Below are 18,665 nucleotides of genomic sequence, written 5' to 3' on the forward strand. Positions count from 1 at the left end.
CCCGCCTCTTCGGCGGGGACATTCTCTTCGCGGGAGGCGTGGGCCGCTGGGACATTCCCGGTGGTTCCCGAAAAGACCTGATCGAGGGCATTCGCCGCTATCTCCTTCCGCTTCCCCCGGAAACCGAGGTCTATCCGGGCCATGGCCGCTCGACTACCATTGGAGCCGAGCGAGAGGCCAATCCCTTCCTCCAAGAAGGACGCTCGTAACCACCCCCTCCTCATTGCCTTTCCGAGGAGTCAGAGGCCGCAAACAAGAGCTGGAACGTCGGCGCTCACGCAAAGAAACGGCCTCTTTTCGGAAAGCGCGGGAGCCTCGGCGATTCCTCGCTCCTCCCGCAGCCTCCATTTCCGCTCCCTTGGGCTGCTCCCTCTCATTGTTCTTCGGAAAGAATTGTTCTTCGGAAAGATCGGAATTTACCCTTTGGATCGGTCCTCTCCGGCCGGGCTGCAACCACCGGAACGACCACAAAAGGTCGTGACTTTTTGAGAAGCGCGGGCTTCTGTGAGGTAGCATGAACAAGGGACTGCTGGAAGGGAAAACCGCCCTCATATTCGGAGTTGCCAATAGGCGAAGCCTTGCATGGGGGATCGCTCAGGCGTGGGGTGCCGAGGGTGCCTCGCTAATCCTCGGCTACCAAGGCGAGCGGCTCCGCGAAAATGTCGAAGAGCTCGCCGCGTCGCTTCCGAAATCCGCGCACGCCCTCTGCTGCGATGTCGCCGACGATGGGCAGATCGAAAAGTTCTTTGCCGCAGTCTCCGAGCGATCGCCCTCCGTCGATCTCGTCCTCCACAGCATCGCCTTCGCGCCGAAAGAGGCTCTCGAGCATGAGTTTTCCGAGGTCGATCGCGACGACTTTCGGGTCACCTTCGACATCAGCGTCTACTCCTTCCTTGCCATTGCCCGGCGCGCCAAGCCGCTGATGTCCCGGGGCGGACTCCTACTCACCCTCACCTATTACGGCTCGGAAAAGGTCACTCCCCACTACCACATCATGGGAGCCGCCAAGGCGGCTCTGGAGGCTTCCGTCCGGTACCTGGCCTACGAGATGGGGCCCCTGGGGATCCGAGTCAATGCGCTCAGTCCAGGACCGGTCAACACCTTGGCCGCTCGTGGGATCTCGGGCTTCACCCAGATGCTCAAGCACCATCAGGACAAAGCGCCCTTACGGAAGCCCGTCGATCCTGCCGAAGTCGGCGCCACAGCCCTCTTCCTCGCAACCGAGGGCGCGGGAGCCATCACCGGGCAAACCCTCTACGTCGATTGCGGCTACTCGATTCTGGGTGCGTAGCCACCCGACCTCAGTTGACCGGAAAAGATGACGCCCCTTCGGATCATTCTTTGGGACATCGACGGCACGCTCCTTCATAGCGGAGGGGCGGGAGAAAGAGCCATCGTGCTCGCCACCCAGGCTCTCTACGGTGAAGAGATCCCCTTGCAAGAGCTCGACTATCGGGGACGGACCGATTCCCTGATCGTCCGGCAGATCTTCTCCCGGCTCAACATCCCTTGGTCGGAGGAAAACGTTACCCGCTATAAGGAATGCTACCTTCGGCACTTGGCCGAGGAAATCTCCCGCTCCTCGGGAGCCACCTACCGTGGGGTGGAACCACTGCTTTCGACGATCCAGCGGATGCCGGACTGGTGCCAAGGACTCCTCACGGGGAACTTCGAGGGTGGAGCCAAGATCAAGCTCGAACACTTCGGCTTGGGGCATTTTTTCTCGTTCGGCACCTTCGGCGACCAGTCGGACTGCCGAAACGAACTGGCGCGCAGCGCACTCCAGCTCGTCCGGAAGCGGTGGGGAGAGGCGCTTTCTCCCCGGCAGCTTTTCCTGATCGGCGATACCCCCCACGATATCCTTTGCGCGAAGGCGATTGGGGCATATTCTGTCGCCGTAGCCACGGGAGGCTATTCTCTCTCCGAGCTCGCCGCCTTTCGTCCCACCATGCTTTTACCGGATCTGGAGCAATTTGAACCGGTTCTCGCCCTCGTGAAGGGCCGCTGGTAAGCGCTTCCTGCTTTGAGACCGGATAGAGAAGCGACACTCGGACGATAGTCCCGGACCGGAGTGAAACAAGAACGGGAGGCAGAGATGGAGCCGCTCTTTGACGTTGCCGTGATCGGCGGAGGCAGCGCCGGCTTTGCGGCCGCCAGAACCGCGGCGGCCTCGGGGGCCCACACCGTTCTGGTGGAGGGAGCCGAGCGCTTGGGCGGCCTCTGCATCTTGGCCGGCTGCATGCCGACGAAGGCCCTTCTCGAGTCGAGCCGGAGATGGCAGGCGATCCGAGAAGCTCAGGAGTTCGGGTTCGAGGCCCGACCCATTCGAGCGGACTTTTCCGCCATCCTGGCACGAGCGCACCGGCTCGTCTCCGAATTTGCGGCCGATCGACAAAACGATCTCATCCATGGAGACTTCCGGCTGATCCGCGCTCATGCCGCCTTCGTCGATCCTCACCAGCTCGCGCTGACCTATCCCGATGGCCAACAGAGCCTCTTGCGCGCCAAGACCTTCGTCCTCGCCACAGGCTCCCGGATCAGCCATCCTCCCCTGCCGGAACTCTCCGAGATCGGATTTTGGGATAGCGACACGGTGCTCGAAAAGACGGAACTTCCGGAGAGCTTGATCGTGCTCGGCGGGGGACCCGTCGCCACCGAGTACGCGCAGTTTTTCGCGAGATTGGGCGTGGCCGTCTCCATGATCCAGCGAGGACCGCATCTGTTGAAACGATTCGATTCCGATCTTTCCGCCGTCTTGGAAGAAGCCTTTCGGGACGAAGGGATCGAGCTTTTCACGAACGCTTCGCTGGTTTCCGCGGGCCGAAGCGGAGAGCAGAAACGGATCCGCCTCGTCCGACACGGCGCCATCCAGGAACTCGTGGCAGAGGAGATCTTCCTGGCGACCGGCAGGACTCCCGCCTTGGAGAGATTGCACTTGTCCGCTGCCGGAATCGACCTCTGCCAAAGGGCCCCCGTGGTCGATTCCCAAATGCGGACGACCATGCCGCACATCTTCGCCGCCGGAGATGTCGTGGGAATTGAAGAAGTCGTCCATATCGCCGTTCTCCAGGGTGAAGTGGCCGGAGAAAATGCCGCTCGCCAAGCGAGGGGCGTCGGCCCGCCTTTCCGCCAGATGGACTACCGGCTCACGATGGAAGTAGTCTTCACCGAGCCTGAAATCGCCAGACTCGGTCTCACCGAGGCGGCGGCGCGCCAGGCCGGCCGACCCACCCTGGTAGCTCGCTATCCCTTTGCCGATCACGGCAAAGCTCTCCTCAAGGGCATGACGCGCGGTTTCGTCAAGTTACTCGCCGATCCCGAGAGTGGAGAGCTCCTCGGCGCCGGCATCGCCGGTCCGGAAGCCTCCGAGCTCATCCACGAGCTCACCGCGCTTCTTTCCGTTCATGCCACGGCCGACGACTTGGCCCGACTGCCCCATTACCATCCCACCCTTTCCGAGATCCTGACCTATCCGGCCGAAGAGATTGCGCGGCGGGTAGCCGCTTTTCGATCGCCCGTTTCGCCGGATTCGGAATCGAGAGAGCCCACCGCATGACCCACTGCCAGACCCCTCTCCGTCTTTTCAACACCCTTTCCCGAAGCGTCGAGGAGTTCCGCCCGATGGCATCCCCCAAGGTTCGCCTCTATGCCTGCGGACCGACCGTCTATGGACGGGCCCACATCGGAAACTTTCGAACCTTTCTCTTTGTCGATCTGCTCCGCCGTGTGCTCGTCCTTTTCGGTTTCGAGCCCGAGCATGTCATGAACTACACCGACGTAGACGACAAAACCATCGCTGCGGCGAAGGCGGCGTCCCTTCCGCTCCGCGAGTTCACCAACCAGTACATCGCGCTCTTCGAGGAAGACCTGAAGACTCTCCGGATTTTGCCCCCGGACCGCCGACCGCGGGCGACCGATCACATCGAACTGATGATCGCTCTGATCGAAGATCTGATCCGCAAGGGGCATGCCTACGTCGGGGAAGATGGCTCAGTCTACTTCCGGATCGCCTCCTTCCCGGATTACGGGAAGCTCGCCCATCTCGATCGCCGGGGGCTTCAGCCCGGGGCGCGCATCGCGCAAGATGAATACGTCAAGGAAAGCGTCGGCGATTTTGCACTCTGGAAGGCGTGGAAAGCCGAGGATGGAGGAGTCGGCTGGGCCTCCCCTTGGGGAAAGGGACGGCCGGGCTGGCATATCGAATGTTCTGCGATGAGCATGCACTATCTCGGACAAGAGTTCGACATCCACTGCGGCGGCGCCGATCTGATCTTTCCCCATCATGAAAATGAGATTGCCCAAAGCTGCTGCGCCACGGGGAAGGCGTTTGTCCGCACTTGGCTCCACTGCAGCCATGTCCTCGTGGACGGGGAAAAGATGTCCAAATCCCTCGGCAACGTCTACTCGGTTGCCGACGTTCTGGCCAAGGGATACACCGGCCGCCATCTCCGCTTCCTCCTGCTGACGGCCTCCCACTATCGACAGACCTTGAACTTTACATGGGAGGGACTCGCCGCGGCCAAGGCTGCGGTCGACCGGATCGACGACTGGTTGGCGCGGTGGCGTCGCCTTCCTCCCACCCGTTTCGCCGCCTCTGCTCCCGAGGGGGAAGCTTTCCTCGCTTCCTTTTGCGCTTCGTTGGCGGATGATCTGAACATCTCCGACGCGGTAGGACGTTTCTTCGACTTCCTCCGTGCGACCAACCGAGCTATGGATCTGGGCACCCTTCTCCCGGACCTGCCCTCGATCTGGGAAATCGTCGATTCGGTTCTCGGCCTGGGGACGGTCGGTCCGATAGAGGCTCTTCGCCCGCCGTCCGCGCACCCAAACGCGGAAGCCGTCATCCTCGCGGGGGAAACCCCTCCTCTGCGGGTGCAGGAGCTTCTCGCTCGCAGAGCAGCGGCTCGGAGCCGGCGGGACTGGAAAGAAAGCGACTCTCTGCGGAAGGCGATCGAGGAGCAAGGATGGACCGTCCGAGACACCCCAGAGGGACAAGAGCTCCGGAGGAGATGATGCGGTCCAGGCCCGTTCGATTCATCACCTTCGAGGGAGCGGAAGGAGCCGGGAAATCGACCCAGATCCGCAGGCTCGAAGCCCGCCTCCTCGCCCTAGGGCAGCCAGTGCTGACGGTCCGGGAACCGGGCGGCACTCCGCTCGGAGAGCGGCTGCGGCAACTGCTCAAGGAGGCATCCCCGGGGTGGACGATCTGCCCGGAATCCGAGCTTTTCCTTTTTTTAGCGAGCCGTGCTCAGGTCGTTCGGCAAGCAATCGGGCCGGCCTTGCGCGAAAATTTGTGGGTTCTTTCGGACCGATTCAGCGATTCGACCCTCGCCTATCAGGGAGGAGGCCGCGGCTTTGCGCAACCCCTGCTCCGCTCTCTGAACGAGATGGCCTGCGCGGGCCTCGCTCCTGGACTCACCTTCGTCCTCGACATTTCGGCTCCCGAAGGAGCGGCGCGCATCGCCCGGCGCGGGCCGGAGAGCGCGAAAGAGGATCGGATCGAATCGGAACCGCGGGAGTTCTTCGAACGGGTCCGAAGCGTCTATCGAGAGTTGGCCCGACTCGAACCGGATCGTGTAAGAATCGTCGACGCGGAGCGATCGCCGGAAGAGGTAGCCGCCGAGATTTGGGAAATCGTGAGTCATGTCTTTGGACTCTGACACCATCCTTCTGCGTTTTCGACAAGCATTGGCCTCTGACCGCCTTGCGCACGCCTATCTGCTTCTTGGAGCCGACTCCGCCCAGCTCGAAGCGCTAGCGATGCGGATCGCCGAACTCCTCCTGGGGCCTCGCCCCGAGATCCATCCCGACTTCCACCTAGCCCGGGCCGAATCCCGGCTGCGCCGCCTTTCCATCGAACGGATGCGGCGACTCATGGAACTGCTCGCTCTGAAGCCCTACCGCGGCCGTTTTCGCCTGGCGCTGATCTGCGATGCCGAGAGAATGTGCCTCGGGGGAGGCGAGGCGGCCAACTCCTTCTTGAAAACGCTGGAAGAGCCGCCGCATGATGTGGTGATCTTACTCACGAGCACCCAGCCCCAGATGCTTCTTCCCACGATCACTTCCCGATGCATTCGGCTTCCGGTCCGAGCCGCTCCGGAAATGCGAGCGGAGGAAGATCCGCGGGAAGCGCACTTTTTCTCCGAATGGTTCGCTTCGGGCGAAGCCCCTCTGCTACGAGCCTTCCGGCGAGCGGCCCTTCTAGAAACCTTCTTTCTTGAAATTCGAAAGGAGATCGAATCCGGCAGGAGCGACGGCGACGATGAGGAACCCGAGGAGGTGCGGGCCGCACTCGTCGAGGCGGCGGTCGACCTTCGTCGCGAACGCCTTTTGGCCAAGCTAGAGGCGGAGTATGCGAAGAAGGCCGGCGTGCGCGAAACGGGCTCCGAAGAGGCGGAGTCTCCCGGCCGGAAGATCCGCATCCTCGAGGAGCTGTTGCGGGATCTTCGCAGCGGCCTCGATCCCTCTCTCTCCTACGCCAGAGCTTGCCTCGAGATCGAAGAGTCGCTCAAGATGCGTGCGAGTGGATCCGACGCGAAGGACACTTCATGGAAACCAAAGAAATTGCCGAATTGATCGAGTTGATGGCCAAGGGAAATCTGTCGGAGATCGAGCTGGAGCGGGAAGGCTTCCGCTTACGTCTACGGAAAGAGCCCCCTCCAGTCGCCACCCATCCGCACCTGGTCTATGCCTCTCCGACCTCGATCGTCGCACCGGAAAAGCCCAAAGAGCTGGCGGCCGCTCCGTCCGAGACTTTCCGCGAAATTCGTTCCCCTATGGTTGGGGTCTTCTACCGCTCTCCCTCTCCCGACTCGGCCCCATACGTCGACGTCGGCCAGGAGGTCCAGGAGAACACGGTGGTCTGCATCATCGAGGCGATGAAGGTGATGAACGAAATCAAGGCAGAGATGCGCGGCATCATCACCGAAGTCCTTGCCGAGAACGGCAAGGCCGTCGATTTCGATCGACCGCTCTTCCGGGTGCGTCCCCTTCCGTAGCCGACGTTTCGCGCAAGCGTTTTTTTCCCGGAGCCCACCAGCCTGGGCTTCGCCCGTTGCCCGAACGGCGATCCGCTCGTCCGGAGTCGCTCCACTTGCCTTTCCGTTCCCCTTAGGCGACTCTTTCTTGTGCTCGAGGGGGATGCGATCGATAAAACGGAGCCGGGGAATCCCTCGGTCGCTGCCCCTCCGGAAAGAAACGTCCGTCATCGCTCTCTGATCTCATTCATGCGAAAACGGAAGTTCCTTCTTGCAGGAGTTGCGGTCATCGCTCTCTTCGCTCTGCTTGTGGGCGGGATCGAGTGGTATGCGGCCTCCCTTGCGCGGGTCGCGGTTACCGTTCCTCCCCACAGCTTCCTCAGTATCACGCCGGCTCTTGCTGGACTCTCCTACGAAGATTGGACGACGACGAGCGAAGATGGGATCCGGCTTGCGGCTTGGTTTGTTCCTCCCGAAGGAGCCTCCTCCAAGCCCCCTCTCATCGTCGTCCACGGCCTCGGGGCGAGCAAGGAATTCCAGATCAACTACATCGTCTTGGGCCACAAACTTGGCTTCCCCGTCCTGGCAATCGATCTACGCGGTCACGGAAAGAGCGAAAAGACCATGACCACCCTCGGATGGAAGGAGCCGCTCGATCTCAAGGCTTGGACCGACCTGCTGCGAAGCAAGGGTTACACATCCCCTCTGGTATGGGGTACCTCCCTCGGGGCGGTGACCGCCTTGCGATTCGTCTCCGAAGACCCCCGCGCCGGCGGGGTGATCGCCGACGCTCCCTTCGACAACTTGCGGAACTCCATGGCGGTCCATGCCCGACTTTTTTTCGGCCTTCCCTCCTTTCCTTGGGTCGACCTCGTCTCTTGGGAGCTCGAGCGCCGCTTCTCCTTGGATCCGGGTAAGGTCGACTGTGTCGAGGCGGCCCAAAAAATCCATGTGCCGATCCTCGTCCTTGCCGCCGAGGAGGACCGGAGAATGCCTGTGAACGTGGTGCAAAAGATCTACGAAGCCGCCCCCGAGCCCAAGAGATGGTGGGTGATCCCCCATGCCTCTCACGAGGAACGAACCTTTGGGCCCGATTTCCGCCGCGTGGTGGCCGACTTCCTCGACTTCGCCGCCTCTTATCCAGGGCGGCGATAGTGACCGCCCTACCTCGGCAGAAAGACGACTTCGATCCGCTCTCCGGCCTCGACGAGCTCCGATTCCTCGGGCAGCAGCGCCAAGAGATCCGCCCAAGCGGCCGGAAGCAGCCCGGCTCCATCTACTAGGCTGACCGGAGCGAATGCGGGCTCTCCCGCGGGCCCCGCCACCAGGCGGCCGGCATAATACTCCGTTCGGCCCGCTCGCTTTCGAATCGCAGAGAGAGAGGGAAGCCGAGTCCTTTCCGTTCCGGCCGCTTCCCCCATGCAGCGGCGAATCGCCGGACCAATCAGATCGTAAAAGAGCACGAAGACCGCGGAGGGCGTGCCGGGCAAACCGAATAAGGGTTTTCCGCCCCAACGGGCGAAGAGAAACGGCCGTCCGGGCTTGACGGCGATCTGCCGGAAGACCACCTCGCTCCGCTCGCTCAAGAGCTTCCCGACGTAATCTCCTTCACCCACGGAGACCCCGCCGGTGGTCACCAGCAGATCGGCCTCTTCCGCCAGAAGATCGAGCTTCTCTTCGAGAAGCTTTGGATCGTCGTCGACGATTCCTGCGTCGATCAGTTCCACCCCAAGCTCGAGGAGACCCGCGGAGAGAAAGACGCGATTGCTGTCGTAGACCTCCCCGAGCCGCAGCGGTTCTCCGACGGCCCGGAGCTCCTTCCCCGTGCAAAGAAGCCCGACTCGCAGCCGGGATCGCACCGGGACACGTTTCCCTCCGATGGAAGCGAGCAGCGCCAGCGTTCGTGGGCCGATTTTCGTTCCTGCGGCCAGAAGTTTTTGCCCTTGCCGGAAATTCTCTCCTTGGAGACGGACGTTTTCCCCCGCGGATCGACCGCCCGGCAAAAGGACATTCGCGCCCGCGAAGGAGACTTCCTCCTGCGGGATCACCAGGTCGGTCCCTTCCGGTAAGATTGCACCCGTGAAGATGCGCACGCACCACCCCTTGGAAAGGGCACCCGAGAATGGGGCCCCCGCAGCGGCGCTTCCGGCTACGCGAAACTCCCGAGGCCGTTCGCCCAGAGAAGCGGCTCGTACCGCGTATCCGTCCATCGCCGCCGTCGGTGCGGTGGGAAGATCGACCGGAGAGGCCAAATCGATCGCCAGGATGCGACCGACGCTCTCGGCAAGGACCACTTCTTCCCACCCCTCCGGCCGAACCGGAGTCAACTCCTCCCGGAGAATCGCCCTCGCCTCTGCCAAGGAGAGGCGGCCCTTCGTCCCGGGAGGAGAAGGGGGCACCGGGGAGGGAGCTGCAAGGCCGCAAGTCCGAAGAATCAGGTCGGCGACTCCTTCGGCATCGTTTCGATCGAAAGTGACCAGACCATTCGACGGGGGAAGAGCGCCTACGGCGGCGACGGCCAAAAGATCGGGATCTTCCTGACAAAACCTGGGTCCCAACTCTGGAGCAAAGAGCTCGATTTTCGGTACCCCCTCTCCCCGGAATCCCTCCACCAAGACAAGATCGATCCGACTCCGGTCGAAGAGGGAGAGAGTCTCCGTTAGGTCGGGCTCCGCTGGCGGAGCGACCTCTTCCACCCATGCTTTCCGAGTGGGAGAAAGGACGAGGACCGGATTCGCTCCGGCTTCCCGCAGACGCATGCTGTCTTTTCCGGGATGATCGATCTCGAAGCCATGATGGGCATGTTTGATCGCGGCGACACGGATTCCTCGTGCGGCAAGGATTCTCACGACCGAGCAGAGAAGAGTGGTCTTGCCCGCACCGCTCCTTCCGACGAAGGCTACGACCGGAATCGACCTTCCACCGCTCACGGCTCTTTCCTCTCTTTTGCTGCTCTTCCGCAAATCCTTTTCCAATCGTCCCGGATGTTCACGTTCCAAAAATCGGCGGCTCGGTCCGAAAAATCAACGGCTACCGCCTCGCACTCTTTCAGAAAGAGCTCGACCCTTCTCTCCCCCCGGTCGAGGAATTTTCGGAGCCGCTCCTGGCATTCGCGCTCGAAGAGCGCGCAGAGAAACTGTCCTCTCTCTCCATCATGGGCGTAGGCGCTCTTCGCCCGATGGACGATCATCTCCCGGAAGAGGCGCTCGCCGAGGTCGCCGGGCAAAAACGGGGCGTCTCCCGGAGCCGTCAACAGGAAGGAGAGAGTTGACGGCAAGGCAGTCCACGCCGCTTCGACACCGGCCAACGGGCCGGCAAAGTCGGAGCGGAGATCGGAAAGAACCGGCAGACCGAAAGCCGCATACTCCTCCTCATTGCGATTGGCGCTGATGGCGAGCCAACTCACCTGCGGTCGCAGGCGCTCTGCGACATGCTGGAAAAGCGGTCGTCGTTCCAAGCGGAGCAGCCCCTTGTCGACTCCTCCCAGACGGCGACCCCTACCGCCGCAGAGGAGAATGCCCCCGATCCGAGTGGCACTCTCCGGCCCCTCCCCTTCCCGCACGAAGAGCGCAGTCGCCTCTTTCATCTCTGGCGGACGGAGCGTGCCGCCGGAGCAGATCGCTTCCCTATGCGTTACGATCTTTCGGCCGGAGCCTGCAGCAGAGCCAAGGCGGCCCGCACCGGTTCGGAGAGATCCCTTCCGTCACGCTGGGCATAGTCGATGAGCTTTTCCCGCATCGAAGGCGACCAGAATCGGCGCAGATGGTCGGCGATTCCCGCCGCCGCCTCCGCCTGGGAGGGATAGCTGCGGAAGAAGTCGCCAATCTGATTGGCCATCTGCACGAGATCTTCGATCATCCTCTCTCCTGATGCGAGATCACTCTCCGGCCACGGGAACCGCCCCACGGCCTTTCGCCGTTTTGCCGTTCACCCTCTCCTCGTGCCTCACCGGCTCGAAAACACGGCTCACTTGCACCGCCGTCACCTTATATTCCGGGCAGTTGGTCGCCCAGTCGGAATTCTCCGTCGTGAGCACATTCGTCCGATTTTCCGGGAAATGGAAGGTAGCGTAGACCGTTCCCGGCGCAACCCGCTCGGTCACGACGCACCGCATGATGGCGCTTCCCTTCCGGCTCCGCAGCTCCGTCTTGTCTCCATCCCGAATCCCGCGCTCCTCGGCGTCGCTGGGATGGATCTCCAGCAGATCCTCTTTGCTCCAAGTGGAATTCGGTGTCCGGCGGGTCTGTGTCCCCACGTTGTAGTGGAAGAGGATCCGACCCGTGGTCAGCAGCAGCGGAAAGCGCTCGGAAACCTTTTCCTTTGTCGGCACGTAGCCAGTCAAGGCAAAGAACCCCTTGCCACGGACGAATTGCTCCCGGTGCATCACCGGAGTCCCCTCGGGGGCGCGCTCGTTACACGGCCACTGGACGGAGCCGAGCCGGGCGAGCTTCTCGAAGCTCACTCCCGAAAAGGTCGGAGTGAGCCGGGCGATCTCGTCCATGATCTCGGAAGCATGGTGGTAGTGCATCGGATAGCCCATGGCCTGGGCGATCTCTTGGATCACCTCCCACTCTTGCTTGCCGCAGAGAGGAGGCATAACCTGCCGCACCAGTTGGATTCGCCTCTCCGCGTTGGTGAAGGTCCCATCCTTTTCGAGGAAGGAGCAGCCGGGGAGAAAGACATGCGCATAACGCGAGCTCTCATTGAGGAAGATGTCGTGGAGAACGACAAGCTCCATGTTCCGCAGCCCTTCGATGACGTGGGATGCGTCCGGGTCGGATTGGACGAGATCTTCCCCGTGCATATAGAGCCCCTTGAACTCCCCGATCGTCGCCGCCGACAGCATGTTGGTGATCCGGAAACCGGGTTCCGGGTCGATCTCTACATTCCAGGCCTGCTCGAAGTTTCTCCTCGTCTTTTCATCGGAGACGTGGCGGTAGCCCGACAACTCATGGGGGAACGATCCCACGTCGCAGGCGCCCTGGACGTTGTTCTGTCCCCGGAGCGGGTTCACTCCCCCGCCCTCGATGCCGACATTGCCCGTCAACATCGCGAGATTGGCGAGGCACATGACCCCGGTGGAGCCCTGCGAATGCTCCGTCACACCCAGGCCGTAGTAGATGGCGGCAGGCTTGATCGTCGCGTAGAGCCGCGCCGCTCTCCGAATCGTCTCCGCCGGCACACCCGTGACCGGAGCCATCGCCTCCGGAGAATTTTCCGGCCTCCGGATGAACTCGCACCACTGTTCGAAAGCCGCAAGATCGCAGCGAGATTCGATGTAGGCCCTATCTTCGAGCTTCTCCTCGAGGATTGCATGGGCGATGGCGTTGAGGAGCGCCACATTGGTGCCGGGCCGGAGCGGCAAGTGGATCTGCGCCTCGATATGGGGAGTCCGAACCAGATCGATCCGCCGGGGATCAGCAACGATCAGCTTGGCGCCCGCCCGCAACCGCTGCTTCATGCGCGAGCCGAAGACGGGATGTCCGTCGGTCGGATTGGCTCCCACCACGAAGATGAGGTTGGCCTGATCGACCGAGTCGAACGGATTGGTCCCGGCCGATTCTCCGAAAGCCTTCTTGAGCCCATAGCCGGTCGGAGAGTGGCAGACCCGTGCGCAGGTATCGATGTTGTTGTTCCGGAAGACCGCTCGCACCAGCTTCTGGACGATGTAATCCTCTTCGTTGGTGCAACGGGAGGAGCTCACCGCCCCGATCGAATAGCGGCCATACTGATCACGAATCCGAAGAAATTCAGAGGCCACATGTTGAATCGCCTCCTGCCAGCTCACTTCCTGCCAAGGCTCTTCGATGCTCCTCCGCACCATCGGCTTGGTAACCCGATCCCGCGAGGAGGCGTACGACCAGGCAAACCGCCCCTTGACGCAAGAGTGACCATGGTTCGACAGACTCTCCTTATTGGGGGTCATCCGCACGACGGTCGTCCCCTTGGTTTCGGCATGAAAGGAGCAACCGACCCCGCAGTAGGCGCAGGTCGTATCGGTCGATTCGCTCGGCAGCCCGAGGTCGATGACGGCCTTCTCCATCAGGGCGGAAGTCGGACAAGCGAGCACGCAGGCACCGCAGGAGACGCACTCCGAGCTCAGAAACTCTCCCGTGGGCCCGGGTTGGATCAGTGAATCGAACCCACGGCCTTCGACGGTCAGGGCGAAGGTTCCCTGGATTTCGTCACAAGCCCGCACACACCGGGAGCAGACGATGCATTTGGCGGGGTCGAACGTGAAATAGGGGTTGCTCGTGTCCTTTTCGGCCTCCAGGTGGTTCTTTCCCGCATATCCGTAGCGGACCTCGCGCAACCCGACGTCGCCCGCCATGTCCTGAAGCTCGCAATCGCCGTCCGCTGGACAAGTGAGACAGTCGAGCGGATGGTCGGAGATATAGAGCTCCATCACCCCCCGTCGGAGGCCGGCCAACCGCTCCGAGAAGGTCTTCACCTTCATTCCCGGCTCGACGATGGTAGTGCAAGAGGCGGGAAAGCCCCTCTTCCCCTCGATTTCGACCAGGCAGAGCCGACACGATCCAAACGGTTCGAGCGTATCGGTCGCGCAGAGCTTCGGAACCCCAACCCCGGCGAGGGCCGCCGCCCGCATGACTGAGGTCCCCTCGGGGACGCTGACCTCTTTCCCGTCGATCGAAACGGTGACCTCGCGCACCGGTTTTTCCGGATGCCGGCCATTTCGGCCCTCGAGCCCTCTCTCCCAACCCCGCCTCGGGGTTCCTAAATCTTTCGACTTCTCCATCAGCATATTCCGCTCCTCCGGCTCTCGTTCTTCTTGCAACCGCGCTTTCTTTCTACAGCTTCTCGACAAGCGGGCCCACGTCCGCCTTCGTATATCCGAAATCCTCCGGAAAAAAGCGTAATCCGCTCAATACGGGAAACGGAGTCATGCCCCCCAGCCCGCAGAGCGAGGCGTGGATCATGACATCGCAGAGATCGACTAAGAGTTGCAACGTCCCCGCATCTCTTTTCCCCGAGAGGATCCGATCCATCACCTCGACGCCGCGCGTCGAGCCGATTCGGCACGGGGTACACTTTCCACACGACTCCCCAGCGCAGAATTCCATGGCATACCGCGCCATTTCGCCTAGGTTTACCGTGTCGTCGAAGGCCACGATCCCACCGTGGCCGACGATGCCCCGCACCTTGGCGAGCTCTTCGTAATCCAAAGTTACGGAAAAAAGCGATGGTGGCAAATAGGGACCGAGCGGGCCGCCGATCTGAATCGCCTTGAGCGGACGGCCGCTCGCGGTGCCGCCGCCGTACTCGAAGAGAAGCTCCTCCAGCGTGATTCCAAAGGGCACCTCCACAAGACCGGGTCTTTTGAGATTTCCGGAGAGCTGCACCGGCAAGGTGCCCTTCGACCGACCCACCCCGAGTCGTGCGTAGGCTTCCGCGCCATCGGCCAGGATCGAGGGAACCGAGGCGAGGGTAATCACGTTGTTGACCACGGTCGGCTTCTGCCAGAGGCCATGGATGGCGGGCAACGGGGGTCTCGGACGGATCATCCCCCTCTTCCCCTCCAGGCTCTCCAACAGGGAGGTCTCTTCTCCGCAGACATAGGCTCCCGCCCCGATGTACAGATTCAAGGAGAAAGCCTTCCCGCTCCCCAGGATATCCTTGCCCAGATATCCGCCCGCCCGCGCTCTTTCCAGAGCTTCTTCGAAGATCTTGCGAGCCAGAGGGTATTCCGACCGGAGATAGACGTAGCCCTCGGTCGCACCGACCGCCAATCCGGCAATAGCCATCCCCTCGATCAACAGAAAGGGATCGCCCTCGATCACCATCCGATCGGAGAAGGTTCCCGAGTCTCCCTCGTCCGCATTGCAGACGATGTACTTCTGATCCGCATCGGCTTGCAGGGTCGTCTTCCACTTGATTCCCGTCGGGAAGCCGGCACCGCCCCTTCCGCGCAAGCCCGACTTGGTCACCTCCTCGACGATCTGTTGCGGAGAGAGCGTCAAGGCCCGTGTCAAGCCCGCAAACCCGCCATCCCTCCGGTACTGATCCAGGGAGAGAGGATCGTTTTTCCCGACCCGGCGGAAGACCAGCCGCTTCTGCCGACGCAGATAAGGGATCTCCTCCGGATCGCCTTGGCGCGCCGGATGCTCCTTCCCTTCCAAGAAACCGCCATCAAAAAGCCCCGCCACCTCCTCCTCGCCTACCGGCCCGTAGGCGATCCTCTTGCCATTCCGCTCCACTTCTACGAGCGGTTCGAGCCAATAGAGCCCCCGAGATCCATTCCGGACCAACTCGAGGGAAATCCCCCTCCTCTCCGCTTCCCTCCCAATCGCGCGCGCGACCTCGTCGGCTCCCAAGGCGCATGCCGAGAAATCGCGAGGAACATAGACCTTCATTCCAAGACTCCCATTCCGCGGAGCAGCCGTTCCGCTCTTTCCGCGTTTACTCGGCCGTAGAGCTTTCCGTCGATCGCCATCGAGGGTCCGCAGGCGCAATTGCCGAAGCAGTAGGTCGGAAGAAGCGTCACCTCGTTGTTCGCCGTCGTCTCGCCGAAATCGACACCCAATTTTCGACGGAGCCGATCGATCAGAGCCGCCGACCCGTTGGCTTGACAGGCTTCCGCACGACAGACCGAGACCACATGCCGTCCGACCGGTTGCAGCCGAAAGTCGTGATAAAAGGTGAGGACGCCATAGACATCGGCCTGAGAGAGATTGAATGCGCGAGCGACCTCCGGGAGCCATTCTTTCGGGATGTAGCCGAAGCGCTCCTGAATGGCGTGAAACGCGGGAATCAACCCGTTTGCTTGTCGAGCGAACCCGTCCAAGATAGTCTCCAACTCGTCCTTCCGATCCACCTTCCCGTTTTCCATTCCATCTCCGCTTGATGCCGAGTCGATCCCCGGCTTTCTCCATTAGGGACGCCCCGCAACGACACTAGTACCATACGCAAAGCCATCGGCAATGCGGATTTTGCTTCTTTAGCCGGTATCTTTCACAAAGTTCCGCAAAGAGGCGCCAGGCGCGGCCCTGCAAGGCGCTTCCTCGAAAGGGAACTTCGCCGGACCAATGCAGATCATTGGCAAAATGAAGCCGCGGGGACGCAGAAATTCCTTGCTCGGGGGCCATCGGATACGTAGCGTACAATGCGGCCTGGGAAGCGTATATCGAGGAGACGAGCGCTTCCAGACGAGGAGTCAAAACGCATTATGAAGTGGGTCAAACCGGATTTTGAGGACATCAGCCTCTGCATGGAGGTTACCGCTTACGTCAACGTAGCGGGCAAATAGAGAGCCTCAAGAGAATCGAGAACAGGGTGAGCCTGCGGGTTCACCCTGTTCTCTTTCTATCGATTCCGCGTCTCCAGCGGATCGTCTCTGCTCGCATGCGACTCCTTGTCCTCGGTTCCGGGGCGGGCGGCGGAGTCCCGCAGTGGAATTGTCGCTGTCCAAATTGTACGCAAGCACGGGAAGAGCGAGACCTTCCCTTCTCGAAAAACGTCTTTCGCCATACGCAGGCTTCGATTGCGCTTCGGGAAGCGGGTGAGCCCTGGCTGCTCGTCAACGCCTCTCCCGATCTCTGTTCCCAGTTCGCCCGGCAGGCGGAGCTCGCTCCGCCGGAAGGCGCGATGCGCGCCTCCCCTCTGGCGGCGGTTGCGTTGACCGACGGACAAATCGACCACGCGACAGGGCTCCTGTTTCTTCGGGAAGGAACGGAGCTCACTCTCGTCTGCACCGATCCCGTTTGGAAGAGCCTCGGCTCCTCCTTCCCGATCGTCTCCGTGCTTCGTCACTTCCTTCCGGTCAACCGACTCTCCTATCCCGCCCAGGTCGGATCCCTTCTCCTGGAAGCTCTTCCCCTCCGTGCCGGACCCGCTCCCTACGAAGCTCCGAGCGGCGAATCCGGGCACGTCGTCGCTCTTCGAGTCACGGGGAAGAAAAGCGGCGGGTGCGTTGTCTACGCCCCGGGGTTGCCGGAGATCTCCTCCGAACTCGCCGATTTCGTTGCGGGATCCGACTGCCTCCTGGTCGACGGCACCTTCTGGTCCGAAGAGGAGCTCGCTCCGATGAGCCGGGAGCGACGCAGATCGATTCTCGGCAGCCACCTACCCATTTCCGGCCCCGGCGGGACGCTCGAGTGGCTTGCAAAGTTGCCGATCCCGCAAAAGCTCTACGTTCATATCAATAACACCAATCCCATCCTCGATCCGGGATCCCCTCCGGCAAAAGAGGTAAAGGAAGCCGGGGTAGGAATTGCCTATGACGGAATGCTCCTCTCCCTCTATTCTCCCCATTCATGAGCCTACCCTTTTCCTTTCAACCGGATCCTGAGCCCCCGCTGCCGCCGAGCGAGTTCGAGAAGAGGTTGCGAGCGATCGGAGAGAGCAGCTATCACGACAGACATCCCTTCCACATCTTGATGAACGAGGGGAAGTGCGACCAGGAACAGATCCGCGGGTGGGTGGCCAACCGCTTCTACTACCAGTCCCAAATTCCGATCAAGGATGCGGCGATCCTGTCGATCTGCCCGGATCGAGAGTTGCGTCGAGAATGGATCCGCCGCATCCACGACCACGACGGCTTCCAAGACGATCCCGGCGGGATCGAACGGTGGCTCCTGCTCGGGGAGGCGGTCGGCCTTTCCCGGCAAGAGCTTCTGGAGCAGCGGAGGCTTCTGCCCGGCGTCCGCTTCGCGGTCGACGCCTACGTCAACTTTTGCCGGACCCACTCCTGGCTCGAAGCCATGGCCTCCTCCCTTACCGAGCTCTTTGCTCCCACGATTCATCAGACGCGAATCGACGCTTTCCCAAAGTTCTATCCCTGGATCAAGGAGGATGGGCTCCGCTACTTTCGCAAGAGGCTTACCCAAGCGCCGAAGGATGTCCACTTCACCCTCCGGCTGGTCCTCGACCGATGCAAAACCCGAGCGGCGCAGGAAGCAGCAATGAGCGCACTCCGCTTCAAATGCGAATTACTCTGGTCCATGCTCGACGCCATGTACATGGCCTATGTCCTGCGCATCCAAATGCCTACCTCGGATGGAAAATAAAAAAGGAGCCCCGCGCCTATCCGCGAAAGTCCGCTTGCGATGGGACGCCGTTCGGGGAAAACCGCTTCTTCTTTACCCCGAGGGGGTTCTGATCCTCAATCCCTCGGCGGAGGCGATCCTTTCCCTTTGCGACGGCCGCCGTTCGGTCTCGGAGATCGTCTCCGAATTGGCCGGTCGCTACGGAGCGGAGGCCGTTGCGCTCGAAGCAGACGTGTGGGAACTTTTGGATAAGCTGATCGAGCGCGGTCTGGTCGTGTTCCCGAATGCCACGGAGGAGTAAATGCCATCGACGAGAGCGGCTTCGGCCGAGACGGAAGGGGTTGTCGGAGAGCAAACCAAGACATTGGATCTGGGCTATCCCTTCTCCCTTCTTTGCGAAGTCACCTTTCGCTGTCCGCTGCAATGTCCCTACTGCAGCAACCCGCTCGCCTTTGCCCGCGCCCTCCATGACGAGCTGGGAACGAAGGAGTGGCTTCGTGTCTTGGAGGAGGCCGCCGGACTGGGGATCGTCCAAGCCAATTTCTCCGGCGGCGAGCCGCTTTTGCGAAAAGATCTGCCCGAACTGATCGGGATGGCCCACCGGCTCGGCCTCTATACGAATCTCAGCACGGGAGGCACCTTGTTGACCCCGGAGCTCGCAAAGCGCCTCAAAGAGGCGGGTTTG

At 61.6% G+C, this 18,665-nt stretch carries 19 protein-coding genes and 1 pseudogene; 14 read left to right on the forward strand and 6 right to left on the reverse strand.

Going from position 1 to position 18,665, the window contains the following annotated elements:
• The 9 genes and pseudogenes from FN369_RS05155 to FN369_RS05195 form a co-directional block, all read left to right on the forward strand.
• Positions 1-209 (forward strand): annotated as a pseudogene (locus FN369_RS05155) (MBL fold metallo-hydrolase); the annotation flags it as partial.
• Positions 210-514: 305 nt separating this feature from the next.
• Positions 515-1,291, forward strand: a complete 777-nt coding sequence (locus FN369_RS05160; protein ID WP_142525127.1) for an enoyl-ACP reductase FabI — start codon at positions 515-517, stop codon at positions 1,289-1,291.
• Between the two features lie 27 nt (positions 1,292-1,318).
• On the forward strand, positions 1,319-2,011 hold the full coding sequence (locus tag FN369_RS05165; protein ID WP_142525128.1) for an HAD family hydrolase: 693 nt from the start codon (positions 1,319-1,321) through the stop codon (positions 2,009-2,011).
• Positions 2,012-2,095: 84 nt separating this feature from the next.
• Complete coding sequence (locus FN369_RS05170) at positions 2,096-3,556, forward strand: dihydrolipoyl dehydrogenase family protein (RefSeq protein ID WP_178087689.1); 1,461 nt, start codon at positions 2,096-2,098, stop codon at positions 3,554-3,556.
• Complete coding sequence (cysS, locus tag FN369_RS05175) at positions 3,553-5,013, forward strand: cysteine--tRNA ligase (RefSeq protein WP_142525130.1); 1,461 nt, start codon at positions 3,553-3,555, stop codon at positions 5,011-5,013. Before FN369_RS05170 ends, cysS begins: the two co-directional genes overlap by 4 nt.
• Positions 5,010-5,660 carry a dTMP kinase gene (tmk, locus tag FN369_RS05180; protein ID WP_142525131.1) on the forward strand — a complete coding sequence of 217 codons (651 nt, stop codon included), beginning with the start codon at positions 5,010-5,012 and terminating at the stop codon, positions 5,658-5,660. The genes cysS and tmk overlap by 4 nt, the downstream gene beginning before the upstream one ends.
• The gene (locus FN369_RS05185) at positions 5,644-6,576 is read left to right on the forward strand and encodes a DNA polymerase III delta subunit-related protein (RefSeq protein WP_142525132.1); all 933 of its coding nucleotides are present in this window, start codon (positions 5,644-5,646) and stop codon (positions 6,574-6,576) included. Before tmk ends, FN369_RS05185 begins: the two co-directional genes overlap by 17 nt.
• Positions 6,549-6,998: an acetyl-CoA carboxylase biotin carboxyl carrier protein gene (gene accB / locus FN369_RS05190; protein WP_142525133.1), complete on the forward strand. Its 450-nt coding sequence runs from the start codon at positions 6,549-6,551 to the stop codon at positions 6,996-6,998. Before FN369_RS05185 ends, accB begins: the two co-directional genes overlap by 28 nt.
• A gap of 228 nt (positions 6,999-7,226) precedes the next feature.
• Positions 7,227-8,132, forward strand: a complete 906-nt coding sequence (locus FN369_RS05195; protein WP_142525134.1) for an alpha/beta hydrolase — start codon at positions 7,227-7,229, stop codon at positions 8,130-8,132.
• An 8-nt stretch (positions 8,133-8,140) separates the two neighbouring features.
• Here the strand turns inward: FN369_RS05195 and mobB are convergent, their stop codons facing one another.
• The 6 genes from mobB to FN369_RS05225 are packed head-to-tail and all read right to left on the reverse strand — an operon-like array spanning position 8,141 to position 15,825.
• Positions 8,141-9,907: a molybdopterin-guanine dinucleotide biosynthesis protein B gene (mobB, locus tag FN369_RS05200; protein ID WP_178087690.1), complete on the reverse strand. Its 1,767-nt coding sequence runs from the start codon at positions 9,905-9,907 to the stop codon at positions 8,141-8,143.
• The gene (mobA, locus tag FN369_RS05205) at positions 9,904-10,563 is read right to left on the reverse strand and encodes a molybdenum cofactor guanylyltransferase MobA (RefSeq protein WP_142525136.1); all 660 of its coding nucleotides are present in this window, start codon (positions 10,561-10,563) and stop codon (positions 9,904-9,906) included. Before mobA ends, mobB begins: the two co-directional genes overlap by 4 nt.
• A 47-nt stretch (positions 10,564-10,610) precedes the next feature.
• Positions 10,611-10,835, reverse strand: coding sequence for a formate dehydrogenase subunit delta (locus FN369_RS05210; RefSeq protein ID WP_142525137.1), 225 nt, complete (start codon positions 10,833-10,835; stop codon positions 10,611-10,613).
• 19 nt (positions 10,836-10,854) lie between these two features.
• Positions 10,855-13,740 carry a formate dehydrogenase subunit alpha gene (gene fdhF / locus FN369_RS05215; protein ID WP_142525144.1) on the reverse strand — a complete coding sequence of 962 codons (2,886 nt, stop codon included), beginning with the start codon at positions 13,738-13,740 and terminating at the stop codon, positions 10,855-10,857.
• 46 nt (positions 13,741-13,786) lie between these two features.
• A complete protein-coding gene (locus FN369_RS05220) occupies positions 13,787-15,349 on the reverse strand; it encodes a formate dehydrogenase beta subunit (RefSeq protein ID WP_142525138.1) in 1,563 nt (520 codons plus the stop codon).
• Positions 15,346-15,825: an NADH-quinone oxidoreductase subunit NuoE family protein gene (locus FN369_RS05225; RefSeq protein ID WP_142525139.1), complete on the reverse strand. Its 480-nt coding sequence runs from the start codon at positions 15,823-15,825 to the stop codon at positions 15,346-15,348. The genes FN369_RS05220 and FN369_RS05225 overlap by 4 nt, the downstream gene beginning before the upstream one ends.
• Positions 15,826-16,161: 336 nt before the next feature.
• Between FN369_RS05225 and pqqA the strand changes: the two genes are divergently transcribed.
• The 5 genes from pqqA to FN369_RS05250 form a co-directional block, all read left to right on the forward strand.
• Positions 16,162-16,242 (forward strand): pyrroloquinoline quinone precursor peptide PqqA, encoded by an 81-nt coding sequence (pqqA, locus tag FN369_RS11655; protein WP_374728759.1) that lies wholly within the window; start codon positions 16,162-16,164, stop codon positions 16,240-16,242.
• Between the two features lie 95 nt (positions 16,243-16,337).
• The gene (gene pqqB / locus FN369_RS05235; protein WP_142525145.1) at positions 16,338-17,252 is read left to right on the forward strand and encodes a pyrroloquinoline quinone biosynthesis protein PqqB; all 915 of its coding nucleotides are present in this window, start codon (positions 16,338-16,340) and stop codon (positions 17,250-17,252) included.
• The gene (gene pqqC, locus FN369_RS05240) at positions 17,249-18,001 is read left to right on the forward strand and encodes a pyrroloquinoline-quinone synthase PqqC (RefSeq protein ID WP_142525141.1); all 753 of its coding nucleotides are present in this window, start codon (positions 17,249-17,251) and stop codon (positions 17,999-18,001) included. Before pqqB ends, pqqC begins: the two co-directional genes overlap by 4 nt.
• Positions 17,991-18,281, forward strand: a complete 291-nt coding sequence (gene pqqD, locus FN369_RS05245; RefSeq protein WP_142525142.1) for a pyrroloquinoline quinone biosynthesis peptide chaperone PqqD — start codon at positions 17,991-17,993, stop codon at positions 18,279-18,281. The genes pqqC and pqqD overlap by 11 nt, the downstream gene beginning before the upstream one ends.
• On the forward strand, positions 18,282-18,665 hold a 384-nt coding region (locus FN369_RS05250), incomplete at its 3' end, for a radical SAM protein (RefSeq protein ID WP_142525143.1).

Source organism: Methylacidimicrobium cyclopophantes, assembly GCF_902143385.2.
GTDB classification, from domain to species: domain Bacteria; phylum Verrucomicrobiota; class Verrucomicrobiia; order Methylacidiphilales; family Methylacidiphilaceae; genus Methylacidimicrobium; species Methylacidimicrobium cyclopophantes.